This is a genomic window from bacterium (assembly GCA_022616075.1).
Lineage (GTDB): Bacteria > Acidobacteriota > HRBIN11 > JAKEFK01 > JAKEFK01 > JAKEFK01.
Genome location: JAKEFK010000084.1, coordinates 16,372 through 37,844, shown reverse-complemented (window position 1 = coordinate 37,844; position 21,473 = coordinate 16,372). Strand labels below are relative to the sequence as shown.

General features: G+C 48.7%; 17 protein-coding genes and 1 pseudogene. 5 read left to right on the top strand and 13 right to left on the bottom strand.

Annotation, left to right across the window (positions count from 1 at the left end; all coding sequences use genetic code 11):
- The 4 genes from L0156_07420 to L0156_07405 form a co-directional block, all read right to left on the bottom strand.
- On the bottom strand, positions 1-205 hold a 205-nt coding region (locus L0156_07420), incomplete at its 3' end, for a hypothetical protein (protein MCI0602828.1).
- A complete protein-coding gene (locus L0156_07415; protein ID MCI0602827.1) occupies positions 198-437 on the bottom strand; it encodes a hypothetical protein in 240 nt (79 codons plus the stop codon). The genes L0156_07420 and L0156_07415, both read right to left, overlap by 8 nt.
- On the bottom strand, positions 421-1,725 hold the full coding sequence (locus tag L0156_07410; GenBank protein MCI0602826.1) for a Zn-dependent hydrolase: 1,305 nt from the start codon (positions 1,723-1,725) through the stop codon (positions 421-423). Before L0156_07410 ends, L0156_07415 begins: the two co-directional genes overlap by 17 nt.
- Positions 1,726-1,925: 200 nt before the next feature.
- Positions 1,926-3,338 (bottom strand): ABC transporter substrate-binding protein, encoded by a 1,413-nt coding sequence (locus L0156_07405; protein ID MCI0602825.1) that lies wholly within the window; start codon positions 3,336-3,338, stop codon positions 1,926-1,928.
- An 81-nt stretch (positions 3,339-3,419) separates the two neighbouring features.
- On the opposite strand from L0156_07405, the gene L0156_07400 reads away from it, so the two are divergent.
- Positions 3,420-4,214: a hypothetical protein gene (locus L0156_07400; protein MCI0602824.1), complete on the top strand. Its 795-nt coding sequence runs from the start codon at positions 3,420-3,422 to the stop codon at positions 4,212-4,214.
- Here the strand turns inward: L0156_07400 and L0156_07395 are convergent.
- A complete protein-coding gene (locus L0156_07395) occupies positions 4,208-5,506 on the bottom strand; it encodes a M20/M25/M40 family metallo-hydrolase (GenBank protein ID MCI0602823.1) in 1,299 nt (432 codons plus the stop codon). The genes L0156_07400 and L0156_07395 overlap by 7 nt on opposite strands.
- 39 nt (positions 5,507-5,545) lie before the next feature.
- On the opposite strand from L0156_07395, the gene L0156_07390 reads away from it, so the two are divergent.
- Positions 5,546-6,193 (top strand): zf-TFIIB domain-containing protein, encoded by a 648-nt coding sequence (locus tag L0156_07390; protein MCI0602822.1) that lies wholly within the window; start codon positions 5,546-5,548, stop codon positions 6,191-6,193.
- On the opposite strand, the pseudogene L0156_07385 reads toward L0156_07390, so the two are convergent.
- The 4 genes and pseudogenes from L0156_07385 to L0156_07370 form a co-directional block, all read right to left on the bottom strand.
- A pseudogene (locus tag L0156_07385) lies at positions 6,183-9,370 on the bottom strand (efflux RND transporter permease subunit). The gene L0156_07390 and the pseudogene L0156_07385 overlap by 11 nt on opposite strands.
- A gap of 161 nt (positions 9,371-9,531) precedes the next feature.
- Entirely contained in the window at positions 9,532-10,731 is a 1,200-nt protein-coding gene (locus L0156_07380; GenBank protein MCI0602821.1) for an efflux RND transporter periplasmic adaptor subunit, read from the bottom strand.
- Positions 10,732-10,823: 92 nt separating this feature from the next.
- Positions 10,824-12,071, bottom strand: coding sequence for a hypothetical protein (locus tag L0156_07375; protein ID MCI0602820.1), 1,248 nt, complete (start codon positions 12,069-12,071; stop codon positions 10,824-10,826).
- Between the two features lie 248 nt (positions 12,072-12,319).
- Complete coding sequence (locus L0156_07370; GenBank protein MCI0602819.1) at positions 12,320-12,964, bottom strand: response regulator transcription factor; 645 nt, start codon at positions 12,962-12,964, stop codon at positions 12,320-12,322.
- A 109-nt stretch (positions 12,965-13,073) separates the two neighbouring features.
- On the opposite strand from L0156_07370, the gene L0156_07365 reads away from it, so the two are divergent.
- The gene (locus tag L0156_07365) at positions 13,074-13,844 is read left to right on the top strand and encodes a class I SAM-dependent methyltransferase (protein MCI0602818.1); all 771 of its coding nucleotides are present in this window, start codon (positions 13,074-13,076) and stop codon (positions 13,842-13,844) included.
- On the opposite strand, the gene L0156_07360 is transcribed toward L0156_07365, so the two are convergent.
- Genes L0156_07360 through L0156_07345 form a run of 4 tightly spaced genes read right to left on the bottom strand, consistent with a single transcriptional unit; the run spans position 13,831 to position 20,127 of the window.
- Positions 13,831-14,973 (bottom strand): sensor histidine kinase, encoded by a 1,143-nt coding sequence (locus L0156_07360; GenBank protein ID MCI0602817.1) that lies wholly within the window; start codon positions 14,971-14,973, stop codon positions 13,831-13,833. The two genes, L0156_07365 and L0156_07360, sit on opposite strands and share 14 nt — an antisense overlap.
- Before the next feature lie 13 nt (positions 14,974-14,986).
- A complete protein-coding gene (locus L0156_07355; GenBank protein ID MCI0602816.1) occupies positions 14,987-18,322 on the bottom strand; it encodes a tetratricopeptide repeat protein in 3,336 nt (1,111 codons plus the stop codon).
- Between the two features lie 6 nt (positions 18,323-18,328).
- Positions 18,329-19,294, bottom strand: a complete 966-nt coding sequence (locus L0156_07350; protein MCI0602815.1) for an FHA domain-containing protein — start codon at positions 19,292-19,294, stop codon at positions 18,329-18,331.
- Between the two features lie 14 nt (positions 19,295-19,308).
- The gene (locus tag L0156_07345; GenBank protein MCI0602814.1) at positions 19,309-20,127 is read right to left on the bottom strand and encodes a hypothetical protein; all 819 of its coding nucleotides are present in this window, start codon (positions 20,125-20,127) and stop codon (positions 19,309-19,311) included.
- Positions 20,128-20,413: 286 nt separating this feature from the next.
- Between L0156_07345 and L0156_07340 the strand changes: the two genes are divergently transcribed.
- On the top strand, positions 20,414-21,019 hold the full coding sequence (locus tag L0156_07340) for an RNA polymerase sigma factor (GenBank protein ID MCI0602813.1): 606 nt from the start codon (positions 20,414-20,416) through the stop codon (positions 21,017-21,019).
- On the top strand, positions 21,000-21,464 hold the full coding sequence (locus L0156_07335; protein ID MCI0602812.1) for a hypothetical protein: 465 nt from the start codon (positions 21,000-21,002) through the stop codon (positions 21,462-21,464). The genes L0156_07340 and L0156_07335 overlap by 20 nt, the downstream gene beginning before the upstream one ends.
- The last annotated feature ends 9 nt before the right edge of the window (positions 21,465-21,473 follow it).

Here is a 21,473-nt window from a genome sequence, read left to right as displayed (position 1 = left end):
TCTGATTAGAAAATTTTAATGTTGTTCTTGGATCGAAGCTTTCCGTATCCACAGTTCGGCTACTGTTAGCGATAAGATCCAGCCGATCCAGAACGAAGTCCCGATCAAGTCGAGGGGTTTCATCCGGGTGATCAGGAACAGAGGAACATAGACAATCCGGACCACTGAGATGCCGATCGCGATGGCAAACGCGCGGATCATCCATTCGCGGTGCACAGCAATGTTGTGATGTCGTACAGCATTCCATGCGCGCAAAACGGCAAAAAGGAAAAGTACTCCAAAGAAAATGTTGCTGTTGCGCCTGTGAATCGAAATTCTTGGGCCAGGTGGATACGATACAAGCCGGTAGCCATTTTTAGATCTTCGAATTGCGCCTCAAGATCGGCCAGTTGTTTACGCAGGGGCACCCATATAAGGATCTCAATCCAAGCCGTCACGATCCAAGCGCAAGATCGTATGCAAAAGAACGCTGGCGCCGTTGGCCATATCTGTTGCATGAGTAAATTCTTTTGGTGAATGGCTGATGCCCGCCACGCTTGGCACAAAAATCATTCCGGTGGGAACAATCCGCGCCATATCTTGCGCGTCATGTCCTGCTCCACTCGGCAAAGTTTTTGTTGTCAAACCAATCGACCGCGCTGATTCGTCGACTATTTTTCTTAAACGTTGATCAGTCGGTGCAGGCACAGCAGTAACGTCCAGCGCGGAGAAATTGATTGTCGTCCCCGAATCAGAAGCGATCTGCTTGGCCGACTTAAGAATTTCTTGAAATACCTGATCGATTTTTTCTTTTGATAGATCGCGGATTTCCAGGCTCATCACCACTTTTCCGGGAATGACGTTCGGGGCTCCCGGTTCAGCATGGATTCGTCCCACTGTGGCTACATGTCTGCCCGGAATGCTTCTTGCGATTTTGTTGACTGAGTCAACTATTTTTGCAGCGGTCAGCAACGCGTCTTTTCGCTGATCCATCGGAGTCGTACCGGCATGATTCGCGAACCCAATTACGGTAACATCCCACCAGTTAATTCCTACAATTCCTTCCACCACTCCGATGTTGATTTCCTCTGCGTCCAGAATGCCACCCTGTTCAATGTGCAGCTCCAGAAATGCCAGAATCTCGGCCGGCTTTCGCTGCGCTTCTTTGAGTTTGTCCGGATCTCCACCGATGGCGAGAATTCCTTCTCGGATCGTCTTTCCTGTGTGACTTATTACCTTGAGCGCGTTTTCGCTCAAATCACCGATAATCGCCCGGCTTCCCACAAGGCCACCTTCTTCATCCGAAAATATGATTACTTCAAGCGGATGCCCCGTTGTAAACTTCTGCTCATTGAGAACCTCAATACATTCTAGTGAACCGATTACGCCGACATCTCCATCATAGTTTCCACCTTTGGGAACAGAATCGATGTGCGATCCGAAAAGAATCACGGGAAGCTTCGCATCGCGCCCTTCTCTCCGGCCGATAATGTTTCCCGCAGTATCCACGCGCACTTTGAGTCCGGCCGCTTCCAATAATGCCGTTATGTACTTCCTTCCTTGAATGTCGGCTTCACTGAAAGCAACTCGGCTGACTCCCCCTTCGGGATTTTTGCCAAATTCCGAAAGTTTTAAGATACGTTCTTCCATTCTTTTGGGATTCGCGCGAAAGCTCTTCCAATCTTGACTGTGCAAATGAGAAGGCAGCAAGAGAGTTGCAAGTAGTAGTGGCAGAGCATTTTCCATACGTAGGCGCATAAACACTTTAAGTAATTAGACTCTGACCTTAGGGCGAAATCAATATCATCGTGAAAAATGCTCTGCAAAAATCTCGTACAAGCAGAGCATTTGCACGCAGTAATTATGTTCGTAGCAACAGCAGGAATTTGTGAGAAACCAAATTCATACACACAACCGTGGCAAATGCTCTGCCACTACACACCTATCTAAACACCTATCTCCCAAACTTTGATCAAACTATCCATTCGGGGCTGCCAAGAAAAGGAAGAGTCGTAAATGTAAATGTCTTGATCTCCATACAGCGGAATCCATACGTATTCGTTTGCAAGAAGCTGCATGATTTCCTGAAGTCTTCTCTTCCTGCGGTCCAGACCCTGGATCTGTGAGCTCTCGATTATAGCCGCATCAAGTTCTGGATTCGTATACAGGCCGTAATTCAATTGTCCATGCATGCGATCAGGATCAAAACTGTGAAAAGCGCTTTCCAAAATATCGCTGGCATCGCCGGTTGGCGATCCAAACCGGGAAAGAAACATGCAAAATTGTCCACTACGCATCGCAGCAAAGAAGTCAGAATCCGGGAGAATCTTCAGTTGAAGCTTGATTCCAACGTCATTTAGCTGTTTCTGGATGAAATCCCCGGCTTCTACCATCACGTCCCTCACATGCAGTGTTGTTGCAAATCCATCGGGCACGCCTGCCTGCCGCAGCAACAATTTTGCCCGATCAGGATCGAATTTCTGAAGACGGATTGCGGGATTGAAACCAAATGTAAAGGGAGGCACAGGTTGAGTTACTGAAAAAGCATATCCGGGTAGAGACGACATTAGTCTGGACCGGTCGATCGAGAAATGAATGGCTTCGCGCAACAACTTGTTTTGAAAAAGACCTGAAGGCAAGTCACAGTCAAGATCCATCTTCGTCCGAAAATTGAATCCCAGGTATTTCAAATAGATGCTATCCTTTCTGACAATTTGGAACTTTCCTTTTTGTGTTGCAGCTTTTTCGGCGTTTCTGGATAAGCCCTGAAAAAACTGACATTCTCCAGCAAGAAGTTTCCTGAGGGCTTGCTGATCGCTCAGCCCAAGATGGAAGGTGGCTTCTGAAATGGCCGGACGTTTCCCCCAGTATTTTTCGTTTCGGACGAAAGTTATTTGTTGCTTTTTCTGCCATCTTTTGAACCGGTAAGGACCCGTTCCGTTTGCCCGGTCAGCCATAGAATCGGAAGTAGCATCTTTCCGAATGATCGGAATAAAGCACAGATGATCCATCACGCGTTGAATCGAGAAAACTACATCCTCGGAGTTTAAGGCTTTACCATCATGAAATCGAACATTCGGACGTAGATGAAAAATCCAGGTAAGTAAATCAGGGTTCTCCCAGGACTGAGCAAGACAAGGCTCAATTGCCATCTCTGCTGAGGGAACAACCAGAGGTTCGTAAAAATGTGATAGAACGGCAAAGCTGCTTAATTTGCTTCGGGCATGCGGATCCAAAGTATCGATGTCATACGGCACGGCAAAGTTCACGTTAGACTGTGGAATAGACAACGGGCGGCACGCAGAAATCAAAAGCATGAGAACAGCGCCGGTTGCAATACTCGCCAGCTTGGTAAGCATCTGTGTGTGTCAGATTATATTACGATCAAAACGAATACAGGTTGCTTTCGGCTGCGTCGATTAATGTTAAAATTTCCCGCCATGGCGGATTCATCAAGACGTTCTCTGTACATCACGGCTACCACGACTTTTGGTTCTTTAATCGCTTTGGCTGCCTTTATCATCCATTGGTATTCGAGGTTTGAACCGGAACGTCAGCAGCTGACTGAGAGGATCAATGCTGTAAAACAACAGATCAATCGAGGAACGATAGCTCGGGCCAGAGAAAAGGAGTTTGAAAGTGAAGTTGCAAGATTGGAAGCACAGATCAAAAACCTCGATCTCCATTTGCCGGTCTCTCTGGACTTAGAGCCATTCATGGACGCCTTTCAAGCAGCTATGAACGCGATGGATATCGAAGTGCACTCATACGATTATGAGATTCGAAAGATCGAAGACCTGTATCTTCAATGCAGCATCCGAGTTCATCTTTCCGCGCCGATCAAAGATGTTTCGATATTGAAGTTCGACCGGCTCGTTAAATGGCACATCCAGCAAGAGGATTGGTCTTCTCCCGCTTTTGATATTTTTGCTTTTCCCCAACTAGTGAAGAAAGAGGATTCCATCGATCCCTGTTCAGAAAGGGCAGAAGTTACCGTTTTTTGGCCTCTTTCCAAAGACATTACCCGTCTCCGAGGCGAACTAAAGCGTCTTTGTGCTGAAAGAGCGGGTATGTTAGAGGAAATTGGAAAAGTTGAACAATTAGATGTTTTACGAATGAGACTGATGAGAAAACAAGCGGTGATCGATCAAATTATTTTACCGAAAGAAGAATGGGAAGCCAAAAAGCGGCGGCTCATGCGCGGACTTCAAGACTTACGCAAGAAGAATCAGTAACCATCCGTGTGTGTAAGGCGATAGATTAGAATTGCAGCGCGTTGAAGTAAAACAGGAATCGCTTCCAGATCAATATCTTCTTCCGGACTGTGCTCCCCTTCCCCCATTGCTCCCAGTCCATCGAGACCATCGACATGCTTTGCGATGAAAGAAATGTCGGCGGCGCCTCGTTTGCCGGGATCAAAAGGAACGATTGCGGAGAATCCGAGATCCCGGCTGACCCGATCGAAAAATTGTAGAAGTTTTTTGTTTCCTTCCGTCGGTTCCATTCCCGGATAGCCATCATCAAAAGAAATTTCGGCGGATGTGCCCGGCAAACTTTGAACAACTATTTTTCGCATTCGCTCCCGCGCTTTCTCTTGTTGAGCTTCCGAAATACAACGAAGGTCCCCTTGGGCGGTGACTGTTCTTGCAATTACATTTGTTTTTCCAAAAGCTGTCCCTTTGCTACTCTCAGCATCGTACTGGACTTCCGTGCCGCCAACGATGACTCCAGGATTAAAGGTTAAATATTGTTCGCCGGCCATTTCTGTGCGAAACGCGTTCAAAATTCTGGACGCCTCAAAGATTGCGCCATAGCCTGACTTCTTATCAAAAATTCCGGAGGAATGAGCTTGCATTCCTTTTACAGTTAGCGTCCATGAACCGATTCCCCTGCGCGCAATCGTTCCGGTGTTCAATCCTTCCGCTGATTCAAAGCCAAGAGCAATGTCGGTCCGTTTCCCCGCTTCCAGTAGATCTTTGCGACTGATTTCAAGAGGCTCACCGGGCATTTCTTCATCTCCCGTGAACGCAACGATAATCCTCGCGTTCTCCAGAGCGCCTGTTTCGTGCAGAGCTTTCAAGGCATACAAAGCAATGACATCTCCTCCTTTCATATCGTTGACTCCCTGCCCGGTTGCGCGTTTTCCCTTCCTTGTGAAAGGTTGAAAGGAAGATTCTTTTTCAAAGACCGTGTCCAGATGGCCTATCAAAATCAAACGCTTCCCCGCGTTTCCTTTTCGTTCGGCGAATAAGTGACCCGCACGATTCACTTCTTTCTGTAAAATCCACCGAACCTCAAAGCCCAACGCTTCAAACTCTTTGGAAAAAATAGATCCGACTTGCGCAACACCTTCGTGATTCATCGTTCCGCTGTTGATGTTGACCACCTTTTCCAACAAAGAAATTGCCTCTTCAGCGCTGTTCCTGGCTTTTTCGGCAATCTGTTTCTCCAACGGAGTAAGTCCCTCACCTGCCGCGAGAGAATGTAGAATTATGATTAGAGAAAGACAAAATACGGTGTTTTTCATCTTTCCATATTAATATTAATGGAGTGAAGGGAGTAGTTTATGACATACGATGGCAAGAAAACCGAAGACGAGTGGTTTGCACGTCATGAAAAGGACTTATTAAGGAATGTCAGGATTGAACGGGAGCGAAAGCAGAAAGAACTGGCAGAGCTGTTAAAGAAAGATGAAGCGCTGAAACAGAAAGAATTGCATTGGATGCGGTGTCCTAAATGCGGAGCGAATCTTTCGGAGAAAGATCTTCTTGGCATTCACGTCGAAGAGTGCCCGCTTTGCGATGGCATCTATTTCGATCGCGCGGAATTACAGGATCTGATCTTGAAAAGCCAGCACGAACGGCGAGAGATCCTGTACAGGATTCTAGGAATTCATTCTACAGACGAATCACCGGAAGGTGATGGGGAAAGATTGCTCGCCAGTCTCCATAAAGATAGAGAATTGAAGGACAAAGAGCTTGCCTGGGTCCTTGATCAGGGAGAGGCAAAAGAGCGTAAACAGTTCCACTGGATGAAGTGTCCCAAGTGTGGATCGGAGATGAAAGAACAGGATCATGACAACGTCAAGATTGACGTGTGCAGCGTTTGTGAAGGCGTTTTCCTCGATCACATCGATTTCCAGAGTCTGTTGCTCAAACAAGCGGAAGTTCGGCGAAACGTTTTAAAGCGTGTGCTCGGCATCTTCAGTTCTTAAACAAAGTAGTGTGGGCGTCCCGTCTGCTCAGCTCCGCGGGGGAAACGTCCGCGCCACTTAGCTCAGGTCGCGCTTTCCATGATTTGATTCGTTCTATGAGAGTCTTTAGCGACAGATCTTCAAAAAGCGAGTACGCAACCGGCGTCACGATCAAAGTCAACAGGAGGCACAAGCTCTGTCCGCCGATAACGACAACTGCGACCGCGCGGCGTTCTTCTGCGCCCGGACCTGTTCCGATTGCAAGGGGAATCATGCCGGCGACAAGCGCAAGAGTAGTCATCAGGATCGGACGCAAACGGTCCCGGTTTGCTTTCAAAATCGCTTCATGGGTTTCCATACCCCGTTCACGCAGCTGATTCGTGTGATCGATTTGCAGAATCGAATTCTTTTTCACGATGCCGAACAGAACGAGGAATCCGAGTGCTGAATACAGATTCAACGTATTGCCGGTCACCCAGAGTGAAAACAATGCAAATGGAACCGAGAGCGGAAGTGACAAAAGAATCGTCAAAGGATGGATCGTGCTTTCAAACTGGGAAGCCAAAATCATGTACATCAAAATCACGGAAAGTAAAAATGCCAAGAGGAACTCGGTGAAGGTGCGTTCCAGTTCCCGTCCTCTTCCGGATACGGCGGTGGTGTATCCGGCAGGAAGATTCATTCTCGCAGCAGCGCCACGGAGCGCTTCCAGACGATCCGCAAGCGCGTAGCCGGGACCAACAGAAGCCCGCAAGCTCACCTGACGTTGACGATCCAATCGATCGATTCGAGATGCGGTTTCTGCTGGATCAATGCGGACCACATTATCGAGACGAACCAGATCCCCACCCTCCCGCGCGACATACAAACGGGATACTGTGTCAGGATCGGATCGAAATTCCTCGCTCAGCCGGAGCTGAACGTCATAATCCTCATTTACCACAGGATCATGAAAACGGGAAACCTCTTCGTCTCCCCCTACCATGAGGCGCAACGCGGAAGCAATGTCGGAAATGTTCACTCCCAGGTCCGCTGCTCGCTCCCGATCAATATGCACCCGCAACTCCGGCTTATCCAGCTTCAAGGTGGTGTCTGCATCCACAATTCCACCCAGTTTCTGCGATTCGACACGCAACTGTTCCGCCCTGGCAGCAAGTTCCTTCAAGTCAGGACCGCGCAAAACAAAATCAATTTCGAAGTTTCCTCCACCGATATTGAAGGATGGCGCGTTCCGAACAGTGGGACGCAAGTCTCCATATTTGCTTAATTTCTTGCGAACCTCCTGCATCACATCCCTTTGAGAGTAATTATTTTGAAACGGTTTCCAGGGAGCAAGAGTAACAATTCCCTTAAAAAAACGGGTGATGGAAAATTTTCGTTCCGCATGCGGCGCGATACGGATGTATGCGCGCCCTTGACTGACATTTCCTAAAAATCCACCACCGGCAGTAACAAGCATGAGGCGCACCCCTTCTATCGATCGCAGATCCGATTCTACTCTTCGCATCACATCATCCATGGAGGCAAGATTGGCTCCCTGCGGTGCACTCACGTTCACATCGAATTCCGCTTCATCGACATCTGTGGGAATGTATTCCTGGCCCACCATACGGTACAGAGGAATCGAACAAAGAATTACAAGAATCGCAATCACAGCAATCTGCAACCGGTGCCGCAATGCATAGCTGAGTAATGATGTGTACATTCGGTCGATCCTCGCATAGAAACCGGTGCGGGAACGAGCTTCACCGGAGGAGCGAACATCGCCAACGCGCAGCAATCGTGCGCTCATCATTGGAGTCAAAGTAAAAGAAACGAGCAGACTGACAAGCACCGCTACTGCTGCTGTAATTCCAAATTGATACAAAAAGCGTCCCGAAATGCTGGACATAAAAGAGACAGGAACAAAAATAACAACCAGACTGAACGTGGTTGCCATTACTGCCAATCCTATTTCAGCCGTTGCCTCTCTTGCGGCTTCATAAGCGCCCATCTTCTTCTCTTCCACAAAACGAAAAATGTTTTCCAGCACCACGATTGCATCGTCAATTACAATTCCAACCATCAAAACAAGAGCAAGCATCGTAACGCTGTTCAATGTGAAGTCGAGCGCCCACATGGCTCCGAAGGAAGCGATCAGCGACGTGGGAATCGCAACCGCAGCGATCATCGTTGAGCGCAGGCTGCGCATAAACAAAAAAACAACAAGACTCGCGAGAATACTGCCTACGATCAAATGCAAATTGATTTCATGCAGAGCTGCGTAGATGTAACGCGATTGATCGCGAATGATTTCCATTTTGATGTCTGCGGGGATTTGTTCCTTGATCCGTTCCAGATTTTCTTTGACACTTTCAATTACCGCAATCGTATTTGCTCCTGATTGCCGGCGGACCTCCAGCGTCACGCAGGGTACTCCGTTCAACCGTGAGACGGAGCGTTGTTCTTTCGTACCATCCTCCGCAGTTCCCCAATGTCCCGCACTCTGATGGGCGCCTGATTGATCCGTGTGATCAGGAGATCATTAAAATCTTCGGGATTCTCTATCCTTCCCATCGTCCGTAATGTTTCTTCCCGCACGCTGCCTGTGACATTTCCTCCGGGTGATTCGGCATTCTGTCTCTGAAGGGCTTCACGAACTTGTGTGATCGAAATCTGGTAAGCGGCAAGCCTTTCTGAGTCCACCGAGATGTTGATGCTCCGTTCCAATCCACCCTCGATTTGAACGCCTCCCACTCCCGAAGAGCGTTCCAGTTGCACTTTTACGATCTTGTCGGCAATTTCGGTTAGCTCACGAAGAGAACGTTTTCCAGATAGAGCGATCGTAACAACCGGGGTGGACTCGTTATCCGCCTTGCTGACAACAGGGGGTTCCGCTTCGTCCGGCAAATCCCGCAGAACTGTGCCGACGCGATCACGAACGTCCTGCGCGGCCGCATCGATATCCCGGTCGAGCCCGAAGGTTGCAATCACGATGGAAGAACCGGTCCCGGAAATAGAGCGAAGCTCGTAGATTCCTTCTACAGTATTAACAGCCTCTTCAATTCGATGCGAGATTGTGGTCTCCACTTCTTCGGGTGAAGCCCCCGGCAGCACAGTTCGTACAAATACGGAAGGCAAATCTACAGAGGGAAAGCGATCCACTCCCAGGCGAAAATAGCTGGCGATGCCGACCACCACGAGTGAAAGAACTATCATCGACGCAAAGACAGGACGCCGGATGCAGATTTCAGCTAGTTTTTGCATGGTAATCCTTTTAAACAGAAGCTCGCAAAGGACGCAAAGATATAAAAATATTTCCTTGGTTTATCTTTGCGATCTTTGCGAACTTCTGTTCAAAAAGACTGCCGGCTTTATGATTACCAGATTGGGACAATTTTTTCTCCGGATGCGAGATTTGACGGATCGAGAACCACTGTCTCTCCAGCATTGATTCCTTCAACAACTTCTACGGAACCTTTCGAATTGCGTCCCAACTTGACGCGCTTCTCCTGTGTTTCGTTATTTTCTACGCTGATCACTTTCGTGAGTCCCGCAAAGGTAATCACAGAACTGGCCGGGATCAGTACAACCGGTTGATTCGACTCCGTGATGATTTCAGCGCGTGCAAATGAGCCTGGGCGAAGAACACCTTGCTCGTTACCGATTTCTGCTTCCACCGTTAACGTGCGATTATCCGCTGAGATAGCAGGACTCACCCGCGCAAGAAGTCCGCTGTGCACCCGGTTCGCATCTCCTTCCACACGAATCTCAACTCGCTGGCCCGCGCGTACGTTTGACGAGTCTCGCTCCGGCACCGCAAGCTTCAAACGCAACGGATGAATCCGCACTAAAGTTAGCACCGCGTCGCCTGATGCTACAAACTGTCCTGCAGTGACCCTCTTTTCTTGAACCACACCCTCTGCAGGCGAAGTTAGTACGGAATCAGACATTTGTTTGCGCGAAATGTCGAGTTCCGCCCGCCGTTGTATCAATAGCGCCTGGCGAGCGCGAACCTCTTCTACTGCATCCTGATATCGCGCTTCCGCAACCTGATATTGAGCCTTCGCGTCATCCACTTGCGATTTGGCAACTAACCCATCTTTACTAAGCTCTTCCATCCTCTCCTTGGTCAGTTTCGCCTCTTCCAAAACGGCTTTTGCCTGCCGAACGACTCCCGTCCCTTCCACGTTAAGACCGTTCCCTTCTTCTTTTCCTTCCGGGTCCAAACCGAGTCTTACACGTGCTTGTTGATAAGCGGCTTCCGCTTGCTGAACTCGCAGCTGAAAATCAGCGGGTTCGAGTCGGAGCAAGGCCTGACCTCGTTTTACCGGGCTTCCGAGATCCACATGAACGGTCTGAACCCTCCCGGGAACCTTCACGCTCAGAATAATTTCCTCTTCGGCCGCCAGCGTTCCGCTTACTTCAATGGACCTGGGCATATTTGCCGACATCGCCTTTACCACTTTTACCTTTTTTTTCTCACCCGTCTCGTCACGCTGCTTCGTGTCCCCTTCCTTACTACAAGACACGGACAGGATAAGAGCGGAGAAGGCGAGAATCAGGGGGAATCTCTTCATTCTTTTCAATTGTAGTCCTTTGAAAGAGAAAAACCATTGAGGCCAAAAAAAAGGTAGCGTTTTTCACGCTACCTGCTTGAGTTTCAATGTGTTTAGTGATGCTTTCTGGGCGGCTTCTGTTTTCTTGCCGGTTCTTTTTTCGTAGTTCTTTTCGCTTTAGAAACCTCAGCTTTTTTGGTGGAAGATTTCACTCTGGAAACATCCGCTTTTCTGCTATGTGATCTTAGATCCGACTTTCGATCTGAAAATCGAGCTCGTTCCACCTTCGAAGAAGGTTTTCTGTTCGAATAAGAAGCTTTCTTCGTTCTGCCGAAGTCACGATCCGACTTGCGGGAAGAGAAACTGCGAGAAGTGAGACTCGATTTGCGATCGTTGTCATTAGATTTCCTTTCCACCTTTACCGGTTTTCGTGTCGATCGTTTCTCTACTTTTGCCGGTTTTGAATAAGCCTTCCGTGTGCTCCTGGATGTTTCGAATTTTTTCGAATTCCTGACTGTTTCGAATTTCTTATTTGATTGAACTGGTTTTCTGAAATCATCTGATCTCCGAACCGACTTTGAATTAGATTTCGTTCTGATATCTTCGAACTTGCGTTTCATGATCGTGTTTCGCTCAACAGCGCGCCGGTCATCTCTGTTTCCTCGCACTTTACTGACGTGCTTGCGAATTTTTACTTCATCATCCGCTGTCGCGATCAGTCTTGCGCGCCGGTTACCAACGCGAATTTCACGTTCACGCACATCCAATCTCCGGAGCGGTCTGCGAACAACTCGTTCCAGGTCTGCGCGACGAAAAGTGTTGTGTCTTGTTCGAAACACTCTACGATCGAATAGATCGCGCACAGCAGTCGAGCGCAGCGCGTATGGCCGGTAGCTTCTGTATCCGAAGCGATCGGCGTCAATCACTACCCAGAAGTTGAAATCACTACCCGGATAGTAGTATCCACTCGGGAACTGTGGTCTCCAACCGATGTATCCTCCACCGTACGACCAGCTTACTCTGCCCGCGTGCCAATCATATCCGGGAACCCAGATCCAACCATAACGCGCGGTGTAGATCCAGTAACCGTAGTGATAAACGTACGGGGCATAGGGCTCATTACCGTACCAGGTGGGGCCATAGCTTGTGTATCCCCAGTATCCATCCATGTAAGGTCGCCAACCGGAATAGCCGTAGGGTCTCCAGCAATTCCCATAATTGGAAAAGCTTACCCATGTTCCGTACGGCGATAACTCATCATGAAATCCGACCGAGAAACTGAAATCAGCAGCTTCCGCGGATTTCGCCGGACTGAATGCGAAGACTACCATCACTAAAATAGCAATGCTTAACCACTTCATGTCCGTTACCTCCTAAAACTTTATTTGAAGTCGATTAGAAAGCAAGATCGGTGCCACACATAAATTATTTGTTTTCAGTAACTTATGAAATGTCCCGAAATTGAAATCGTACTGAGAAAAGGACATAGAAGAGGACATGTCGCGAGCTCGACCACAAAAAGTTTCACCGCAGAGAGCGTAGAGGCCGCGGAGAAAAAATATTTATCTTGCAATTAAATCTGCGAACTCTGCGTTCTCTGCGGTGAAAACTAGCCGACCAGGCCACGCTTTGTGGCCCATCGCACAAGATCAGCTGCGGAATGAATATTCAACTTTCGCATCAAGTTTGTGCGGTGATTATCAACGGTTTTTGGACTGATGAATAAAATATCGGCGATTGCTTTGTTGGTGTGACCTTCCGCAATTAACTGCAACACTTCTCGTTCGCGGTCATTCAATCGCTCATAAGGATCATCTTCGATTGGCGCAACTTCCCGATACGACTCAGCAAGAGTCTTTGAAATTTGCGGGCTGAAATAAGCTCGTCCTGCAAATGCGGTGCGAACCGCTTCAATCACTTCCTGCGCGGCCGAATCCTTTAATAAATAACCGGAAACTCCCAGTCGCACCAACTTCATCGAATACTCTTCTTCTTCATGCATCGATAGAATCACGATTTTTGCTGAGGGATTTTCTTTTTTAATGCGGCGACTGACTTCCAGCCCGCCCAGCTTGGGCATGCTGATATCCAGCAAGATCACATCCGGCTTCAATTCCGAATACTTGCGGATCGCCTCCAGGCCATTAGCAGCCTCCCCAATTACGTGGATATCGTTGCACGATTCGAGTATTTTGCTCAGGCCATCCCGCACGACGCGGTGGTCATCCACGATCAAGACCTTGATTCTATCCATGCAGAAGTTTATTAACTATTGTAACGCGGGCGTTCCGCCCGCACAACTTGCTTACTCGTGGATCTCAATCGTATTTCATGATCAATTGGGATTATGATTAGGATTGACGGTGCGCGATTACGATTACGAGCACGATCACGATCCACTATTAAAAGGCATGCCGGAATACGACTCCGTTTCCGAGATTTACGCGAACACTCGCTGGGCTCATCCCTGGATCCTGAAAGCCATTTCCGAAAGAATTCCCCCGGAGTCGGCCATACTCGATGCCGGATGCGGAACCGGGGATTACACGAAACAGATGATGAAAGAGCATCCCGATTGCAAGTTTTTTGGCGTAGACATCTCCAAAGGAATGATCGGCTATGCTTCCGTTCGATGTCCGGAAGGACATTGGGCTTTAGCGGATTTAGACAGAGAACTCCCGTTTAGAACCGCCACATTTCATCTTTCTTTCTCCGTAAATGTAATGCATCATCTCGCCAATCACCGGCTCCTGTTTGAGCAACTCCACCGCGTATTAAAGCGGAGCGGCACAGCTTTGATCTTTACCGATTCTGATCAGGATATTCGTGCTCGAAGTCAATCCGAGTATTTTCCCGAGACGCTCGATTTTAATCTGGCCCGTTATCCGAAAATTTCTTACTTGAAAGAGTGCGCTGAACTCGCTCAATTCCATTGGAGGGAACCCAAACGACTGGAAGCTCTGCTTGAACTCAACGAAAAATTGATTCAGGTTCTCGAACAAAAGGCGCTCTCAGAATTGCGCGCCATTTCGGAAACAGCATTCGAAGAAGGTATGGAGCGTGTGAGACACGACCGGGACCGCGGAGAACACTGGCGAACGCAGATTACTATGTTATGGCTCACAAAGGAATGAGGACTTCCAGCCGCGTTCCTTTTAGGGGCTCGGAATAAACGGCAAAAGTCCCTTTATAGAGCGCGACCCGGTCCCGCATTCCCGCAAGACCTGATCCCGTTTCTGCAGAGCTCCGGGCAGCATCAAAGCCAACCCCGTCATCCGCAATTCGAAGGTGAGCTTCCTCATCGTTGCACTCTAGAGAAACAATCGCTGACTTCGCCCTGGAATGCTTTGCAACATTATTCAGAGCCTCCTGAACGATTCGAAACAAAATCGTTTGCGTTTCCGTGTTCAGTTTTTCTTCCTCCCCTTGCAAACCCAGTTCGACCGGAATCTTCACCCGTTTCGTAAAGTTGCGAACGTACCAGCGCAACGTGGGAAACAATCCGAGATCATCCAGCATTCGCGGACGCAGCAGCCTTGAAAGTTCCCGCACCTCCTGAAGAGTTTGCTCGGAAAGTGTGCGAGCTTCCATCCAGCGATCTCTGTTTTCCGGCGACAAATCTTTCTCAACACTGCTGGAAAGAACGTCCAGGTTCATTTTTAGAGCGGTAAGCTCCTGGCCGATTCCGTCGTGCAAATCTCGCGAGATCTTTGCCCTTTCCTCTTCCTGCGTTCGCAAAATTCCCTTGGTGATGCTATGCAGGCGATTCTGATTCACCACCATTTGCTGGCGGAGCCTCACATAATCTTGAGCAACCATTGCGCTTTCGGCTGACAATGCCTGAAGAGACTCCTGCTGCATTTTCAGAAAATTCCGAAGCAGTTGTGTCGATTCCCAGAAGGAATAGATTCGGCAGAGCGGTTCCAGAGCCCGCTGCAGCGTGGTTACCTCCTTTTTCTTCTGAAAGAGCAGAACAAGTACCCCCAACCGTTCGTTTTCCGATTTCAGGCGCAGCACAAAAAGCCGGCCCAGCGCAAACACTTCTTTTGAATTTTTTTCGAATGTGGAAACAAGCGTTTGTAGCTCCGAGAACTCCGGGCGCTTTTTTAAGGCAATAGGTGGTTGGGAGCCGTCTCCCAATATCAGGAATGCATTCTCAGCGCGGCCGATTGTTGCTGTAGCAGCAAGAAAGCTCTTTCGGACTTTTGCAGGATCTTTATTGAGATTTCGTAAGAATTTTGACAGAGGATCGGTGGAGGCCATAAATTTTCGTGGGTTACATGTGCGCAGAAAGTTCGGCAGACAATGCCTTTTGCATTTCCGATTTGAAGCGATTTGCCTGCTGTAAATGCTCTTTTGCTTTCGCTTCAGATTTCAATGACTGATATGCCTGCCCGGCCAGTGAATGAAAACGGTAGAGGAATGGCGTGGCTTTGAGCTTTTCTGCAATCGCCAAAGCGCTGATGCTTGTTTTTGCAGCCTTGTCCGGGTCGTCCTCTTTCAACTGCGCTGTTGCAAGAGCCTCACGGGCGTGCAACTCCATCCACGGATCGTTTTGCTCGACCGCACGTTTTACTGCGTCTTCTAATAACGTAGACGCGTTCCTGTTATTCTCCAAAAGGAGCCTGCCCTGTTCGATCTGCGCCTTTAAAATGAACTTCTCGAATTGGCGAGCCGCAGCCGTTTCCTGGGCCTTCTTCAAAATGGATTCTGCCTGCACAGTATCCTTTTGGAAACGGTAAGCCTGCGCCAGAAGAACCTGTGTATCGACAATGATTTCGGAACTTTGACTTTCTTCCGCCATCTTGAGCGCCGAATTCAGTTTTTCCAGAGCTTGAGGAACAGCGTTCAGCTCAAGATAAACAGATCCTGCCATCTTTGTGTACTCTGCTATCCCTTTCTTGTCCTTTAACTTTTCAAGCACTCTGATCGCCTCTTGATAGGAATCGAGCGCCGCCTGGTATCTGCCCTGCATCTGGTGAATCGCTCCCAGATTGCCGAGAGATACCGCAATCGCGTTTTCATATTGGATCGCGCGACTCTGGTTGAGCGCTTCCATGAAAGATTTGACGGCACGATCCATTTGTCCCTGCGCCATTTGCAAAAAGCCCATGTTTTGCAGGGAGAGTATGACGCCGCTCTCCTCCCCAATGGATCTTCGAAGGGTGAGAGCCTGTTCCCAGAATACCTGAGCATCATCGTATTTGCCCTGCAGGTAATAGATATGCCCGATGTTGTCATAACTCTGAGCTGTTAGTTGATCGTTCCCAAGCTCCTTGCGGATCTGCAATGCTTTTTTGTAGAACGCGAGCGCGTCCGCATATTGACCCTGGTCTTCACTGATGACTCCGAATTGATTCGCCGAGTCCGCAATTCCCTTCCGGTCATTCAGTTCCTCGAAAATGGCTTGCGCTTTTTTCAAATGCTCCTTTGCTTTGTCATGTTCACCTTGAAAGATGTAGATCTTTGCGATATTGGACATGCTGATTGCGGTTCCCTTATTGTTTCCAATCTGTTGTTTGATAAGAATCGAATCCTGATAATGTTTGACTGCATCTTCATACCGCCCCAATCTTTCATAGCCGACGCCGATGGCGTTCAATACATCCGCTTCCCCATGTTTGTTGTTCAAACGTTTGTGGATACTGAGAGCTTTCAAAAGATGCTGGCTGATGGCTTTTTCCGCTTCTCCCATCAAGATCGTGTCCTTGCCAAGATGGAAGTAGGCCTCGGGATGGTTGGGATCGATACGAACGAGTTTCTCCAGGGATCCGACCGCCTGTTTCAAGTCTCCAGCGTCCTCACAGGCAAGAGCAAGTTGATACAGAACTTCGGAATCATTCGGATACTTGCGGTTGAAATCTTGATACAGCGAAATTGCCTTTTCCAATTCCCCTTGCATCAGAGCTTGCTGCGCGCTCAGCAGCTTGCCTATTTTTGACGCATTCGGGTCCACAATTTTCAACCCCTGATCGAGCGCCCCGGCTGCGCGATCAAAATTGCCGGCGGATTCGTATGCCTCACCCAATTTCAAATACGCTCGCGCATATTTCGGATCCTGTTTGATTGCGTTTTGGAAAGATTGCGCCGCTTTCTCGAATTCGCCGCGCCGCATCCAATCGGAGCCTTCTTGAAATGCTTTCAGCGCCGCAAGGGAATGCGTATCAATTAAGGTCTCATCAATCTTACCTCCCGCTTGAATCTTTTTCTGGATTTGATCTGCAAGCTGGACCGAAATCTGCAATAAATCTTCGGGGCGGTTCCCCGAAACTTTTAAATATGTGGGATTCTTCGGAAACTTCCGTTCTGTGATTTTCAAATCTGCGCGTAAAACATCTCCTGCCTTGAGCAAAGATCCTTGCAGCACCAGATCAGCATTCAAAATTTCTGACAGACGGATCAGTTCCTCTTCAGAAAATTCCGGCCCTGGCATTTTCAAATCCCCTAACGTCTGATAAACGCGCTCGGAACTAATCACGCGTAGCTGAGCATTCTGTGATAGATCCGTAATCAACATATCGGTCATTCCGGATTCTGCCCAATCCAATTCGGAACCGGTGGTTTTATTCCTAAAAGGGAGCACAAGGATGGATTTCGCTTCCATCTGCTGAACCGGAGACGGTGTAGTCGTTGGCGATGCGCGTGGCATCCACCTGTCTCTCAGCAAAAAAGCAATCACAAAAATCAATAGAACGACGAAACCTCCCACAGCATATTTGGGAAGGGTAAAAGGAAGCTTCGCCTGTTCATGGGTAAGGTCCTGCAAAAGGGCCGGGATGCTCTGATAACGAAGGTCGCGGTTTGGATGGAGACACTTTCGAAGAATTCCAATGAGATAACCCGGGAGCTGTGGTTGCAGTTTTTTCACTTTCGAATCCAGGTCCGCAGGAAGCCTTGTCCGGAAGGCGTGCGCTGTTGTTTGATCAAAAGGCAATTGTCCGGTGAGCATTTCGTAGAGGATCAAACCGAGCGCGTAAATGTCCGCGCGCGTATCGGCTTTTTCTCCCCAGGTTTGCTCCGGTGACAGGTAAGCAGGCGTGCCAAGCAAAACACCGGTACCCGTTTGATCAGCAGAATCCAGGGAACGAGCAATGCCAAAATCTGTCACAAAAACGCGATCGTTTTCATCCAGCAGGATGTTTGCAGGTTTTAAATCGCGATGGATCACTCCTTCTTCATGAGCCGCAGAAATGCCTTCGGCAATTTGTGTGAGAATAGAAACCGCGCGTTCCACCGGCAATGGTCCCGTCTCCCGAATGACCTCACGGAGTGTTTTGCCCGGGACATAGCTCATCGTAAGAAATTTCAGACCTTCGATTTCTCCCAGATCATGAATACGCGCGACATTTTTGTGCGAAACTTTACGCGCCAGAATCAATTCATTTTTGAAACGGTCCAGCGCTTGTTCATCACCCAGCAACTCAGGACGGATTAGTTTTAATGCAACATCAATTTTGAGATCCTCATCCCTTGCCAGATAAACACGCCCCATTCCTCCGATGCCAAGAAGTTTTACGATTTTGTAACGATCGCTGAGAGAGGATCCCGGTTGCAGGTGACTCGCAAAATTGTGGTACGTTTCGGTCAGATCTTTTCTGTCGCTATCCGGCATACGGCCTCACGCGACGTCACCACCCTGTTTTTGTTTAAGCGCGCTGAGCTTATCCAGCGTGCTGCGAACCGATTTCTGCATTGCATCATCCAGGTGCGCTTTTTGATCCAGTTGCGACAGCACGTCACTTGCCTGTTGAATCAAATTCCAGATCTGTTGATTCAAACGCACGTTCTGAATTGCGATGGCTGCGTTTTCTGCAAGCGATTCGAGAACATCGACGTCCAGTTGCGTGAATTCCTGCTCCCGCCGGTTACTGTCCGCATAGATGATTCCGATGACGTTGCCGTTCACCACAATCGGCACACTCACAAGAGTCTTGAGCTTGAGAATCTTCACGCTGGTTTGATCGCCAAAAAAAGTATCCTGCTGCGCATCGGAAATGGCGACGGATGTTCGAGTCTGTATGGCTTTCTCCACAGCACTCAGGCTCAAGTTGGAGCCTTCTTGCTTCAAACCTTCCGGATTGATGTTTACAGAACGGGCCATTTGCAACTCGCCATTCTCCGCTTCGATCAATAGGAATCCACGCTCCGCCTGACTCAAACGCATGACGCCATCCATAATTTCATTCAAAATGGGATCGAGCACCTGGTGGGAATTCATGGCCTTCGTGGATTGAAGCGCGAAGCGGAATTTTCTGATATTTGTTTCCATGGTCGAGGTCCAATCATTCTGACGGATCCTGTTAAAGATAAGATCCGTTCCGCTCAGAGAAATGAGATCCCCCTCTTGCAGATTCGCGCTTTGAACGCGATTTCCATTAACATAGGCGCCGTTCTTACTGCCCAGATCTTCAAAAAGATACTCTTCGCCGTTAAACGTAATGCGCGCGTGGCGTTTGGATATTCCGGAGCGGTCGAGGGTCAGATCGCAATCAGCGCCCCTGCCAATCACGAATGGATTCTTATCGATCAGAATATTTTTGCGGGGTTTGAACGCTTCGGCAAGGACCAATTTTGCGAGGCCCATGAGACTGCCTCTAATTATAACCGCAAACTGAATATCAGCGTGGCTGCGTGTCTCCGTAGATCGCCGGCAACATTAACCGTGTTCAGGTCGTTGGCGCGGTAGGTATTCGGAACCTTCTGGCCTCCGTCGGCCGTAATTTCATCGATGAAGGATTGCAGATGATCGATCGTCTGCTGTGTGGAACCGGATTGATAACTTGCAACGGCGGAATCCAATTTGGTTTGAAGATTTTGCGCCATCGTCGCTTCTATTCTGCTCGCATGAGTGGAGAGCGCGTACTGTAACTTTGTGAACTTTGAATCAATTGCTTGAGAATTAGGTTTTACATCCAGAACGATCAGGAAATCGGAAAAATCTCCGGATGTTCCGCGGACCCGATAGCTTCCGATCCCTGCAAAATTCGTAATATCGTCAAAATTTCCACCGTTCGGAGATTTCATCAACCGGAGTCTTGTGTCAAATGCCAAATTCGACGTGGAAAGCTCAATCTCCACGACGCCCGTAAAACTCAACGTGCTCGACGGAGTGGGAGTGACATTGATCATGACGGGAAAGAGCGTCGGAACGCTAAACAGGGATGCGTTGCCAATTCTCTGAAGCAACGACAGGCTTCCTGGATCTACCTGCACGGCCGTTATGGAAATAGAATCCTGAGTAAGCCCGATCACATTCTCAAAACCGATACGCAGGCTAGCGGCATAGACGCCATCGACACTGATGTTTGCATTGACTTCCTTATCACCAACGTTCACATCGACCACGCTGGCCGCATAGACGGAGGTAGACAAAAGTACTAATGAGAGTCCAAGTAGAATTCTGGCGAATCGGGTCATCTAGGTTGAGTTAATTGTACCACTTGTTGCAAGTGCGTCCAATACATAGTGAACTTTAGTATCGGAAAAAACCATTTGCAAGCTTTTTCCACCCATGCGCGGTCTAATTTCTTGGTAAACGGTGGTGCTGTTCCTCCCCCTTATGAAGGGGGAGGCTAGGTGGGGGTTGGAATTCAAAGACAACCCTCCCCTCCCCTCCCTTTATGGGGGAGGGGAGTCCCGGCAGCACCAACATCAACATCAAACTCCGGAACTTTTGTACCGTGGACGGGGAATATTAAAGACAATGAGCGAACTCGAGCCGCAGCAACTGTTGAAGAGGATCGACGAAGCGGATGAAAGCGCTTTTCTCGAGCTCTATAACACCTGGCAGGCTGCGATTTACCGGTTTGCCTGGCAAATGACCGGTTCCAGAATCATGGCTGAAGATATCGTACAGGATGTATTCCTTTTAATGATTCGGAAAAAACTCCATTTTGACCCGGCAAAAGGGACGTTTTCTTCCTTTATATATGGTGTTGCCAGAAATCTGTCTTTGAAGAGCATTCGCAGGAACCTACGGTTTTCCGGAGTTCTGCAACTGTTTCACAATCGCCAGGAGAGCCTTACAGGTAAAGCAGATCCTCTCCTGAAATTAGCGGAAGTAGAGACGGCGGCTAACCTGCGAAAATGCATTCTGACGCTCCCGGCTCAGTACCGGGAGATGATCGTCCTCTGCGATTTGCATGAACTGAGTTACGCGGAAGCCGCAGAAATCACCGGTTGCGCCATCGGCACTGTGCGCTCGCGATTGCATCGCGGGCGTGAATTGCTGCATCAGAAACTCTGCGCTGACCGAAACGCCGGTGAAAAAGATAAAGGAGGAACTCCCTATGAAATCCCCGCATTATGAAGAGCCGTTAAAAGACGCAATGAACCAGCTCAAAAATGTGGATTCGCAACTGCAGGCTTCCCCTGAAACTCTCCATGCCCTTTTAAAAGCTTTGCGCTCACGGAAAAACGGGATGCCGCAAAAAAACTTCTGGATGAAAACCGCGGCAGTTTTTGTGGTCTCACTCTTCTGTGGCGCGTTCTGGATTCTTAAAGCGGAGCTCCGGCCAAACCCACGCCCCGAAACAATACCAGGCGAAGCTCAGCCAGTCGACGGCTACTTCCCTATTACATATGGATTGACTCCAGAAGAGTCTCTTCAAACGGTTCGCGTTAAGTTGCCCCGCTCCGCGCTCAATGATTTTGGAATCAGCGTGAACGAAATCCGGTCCGACGAAGTCACCGCCGACCTGCTGGTTGGCGAAAGTGGCTTGCCCTACGCGATCCGGGTTGTTCAACAAAACTAGGAGAAATGA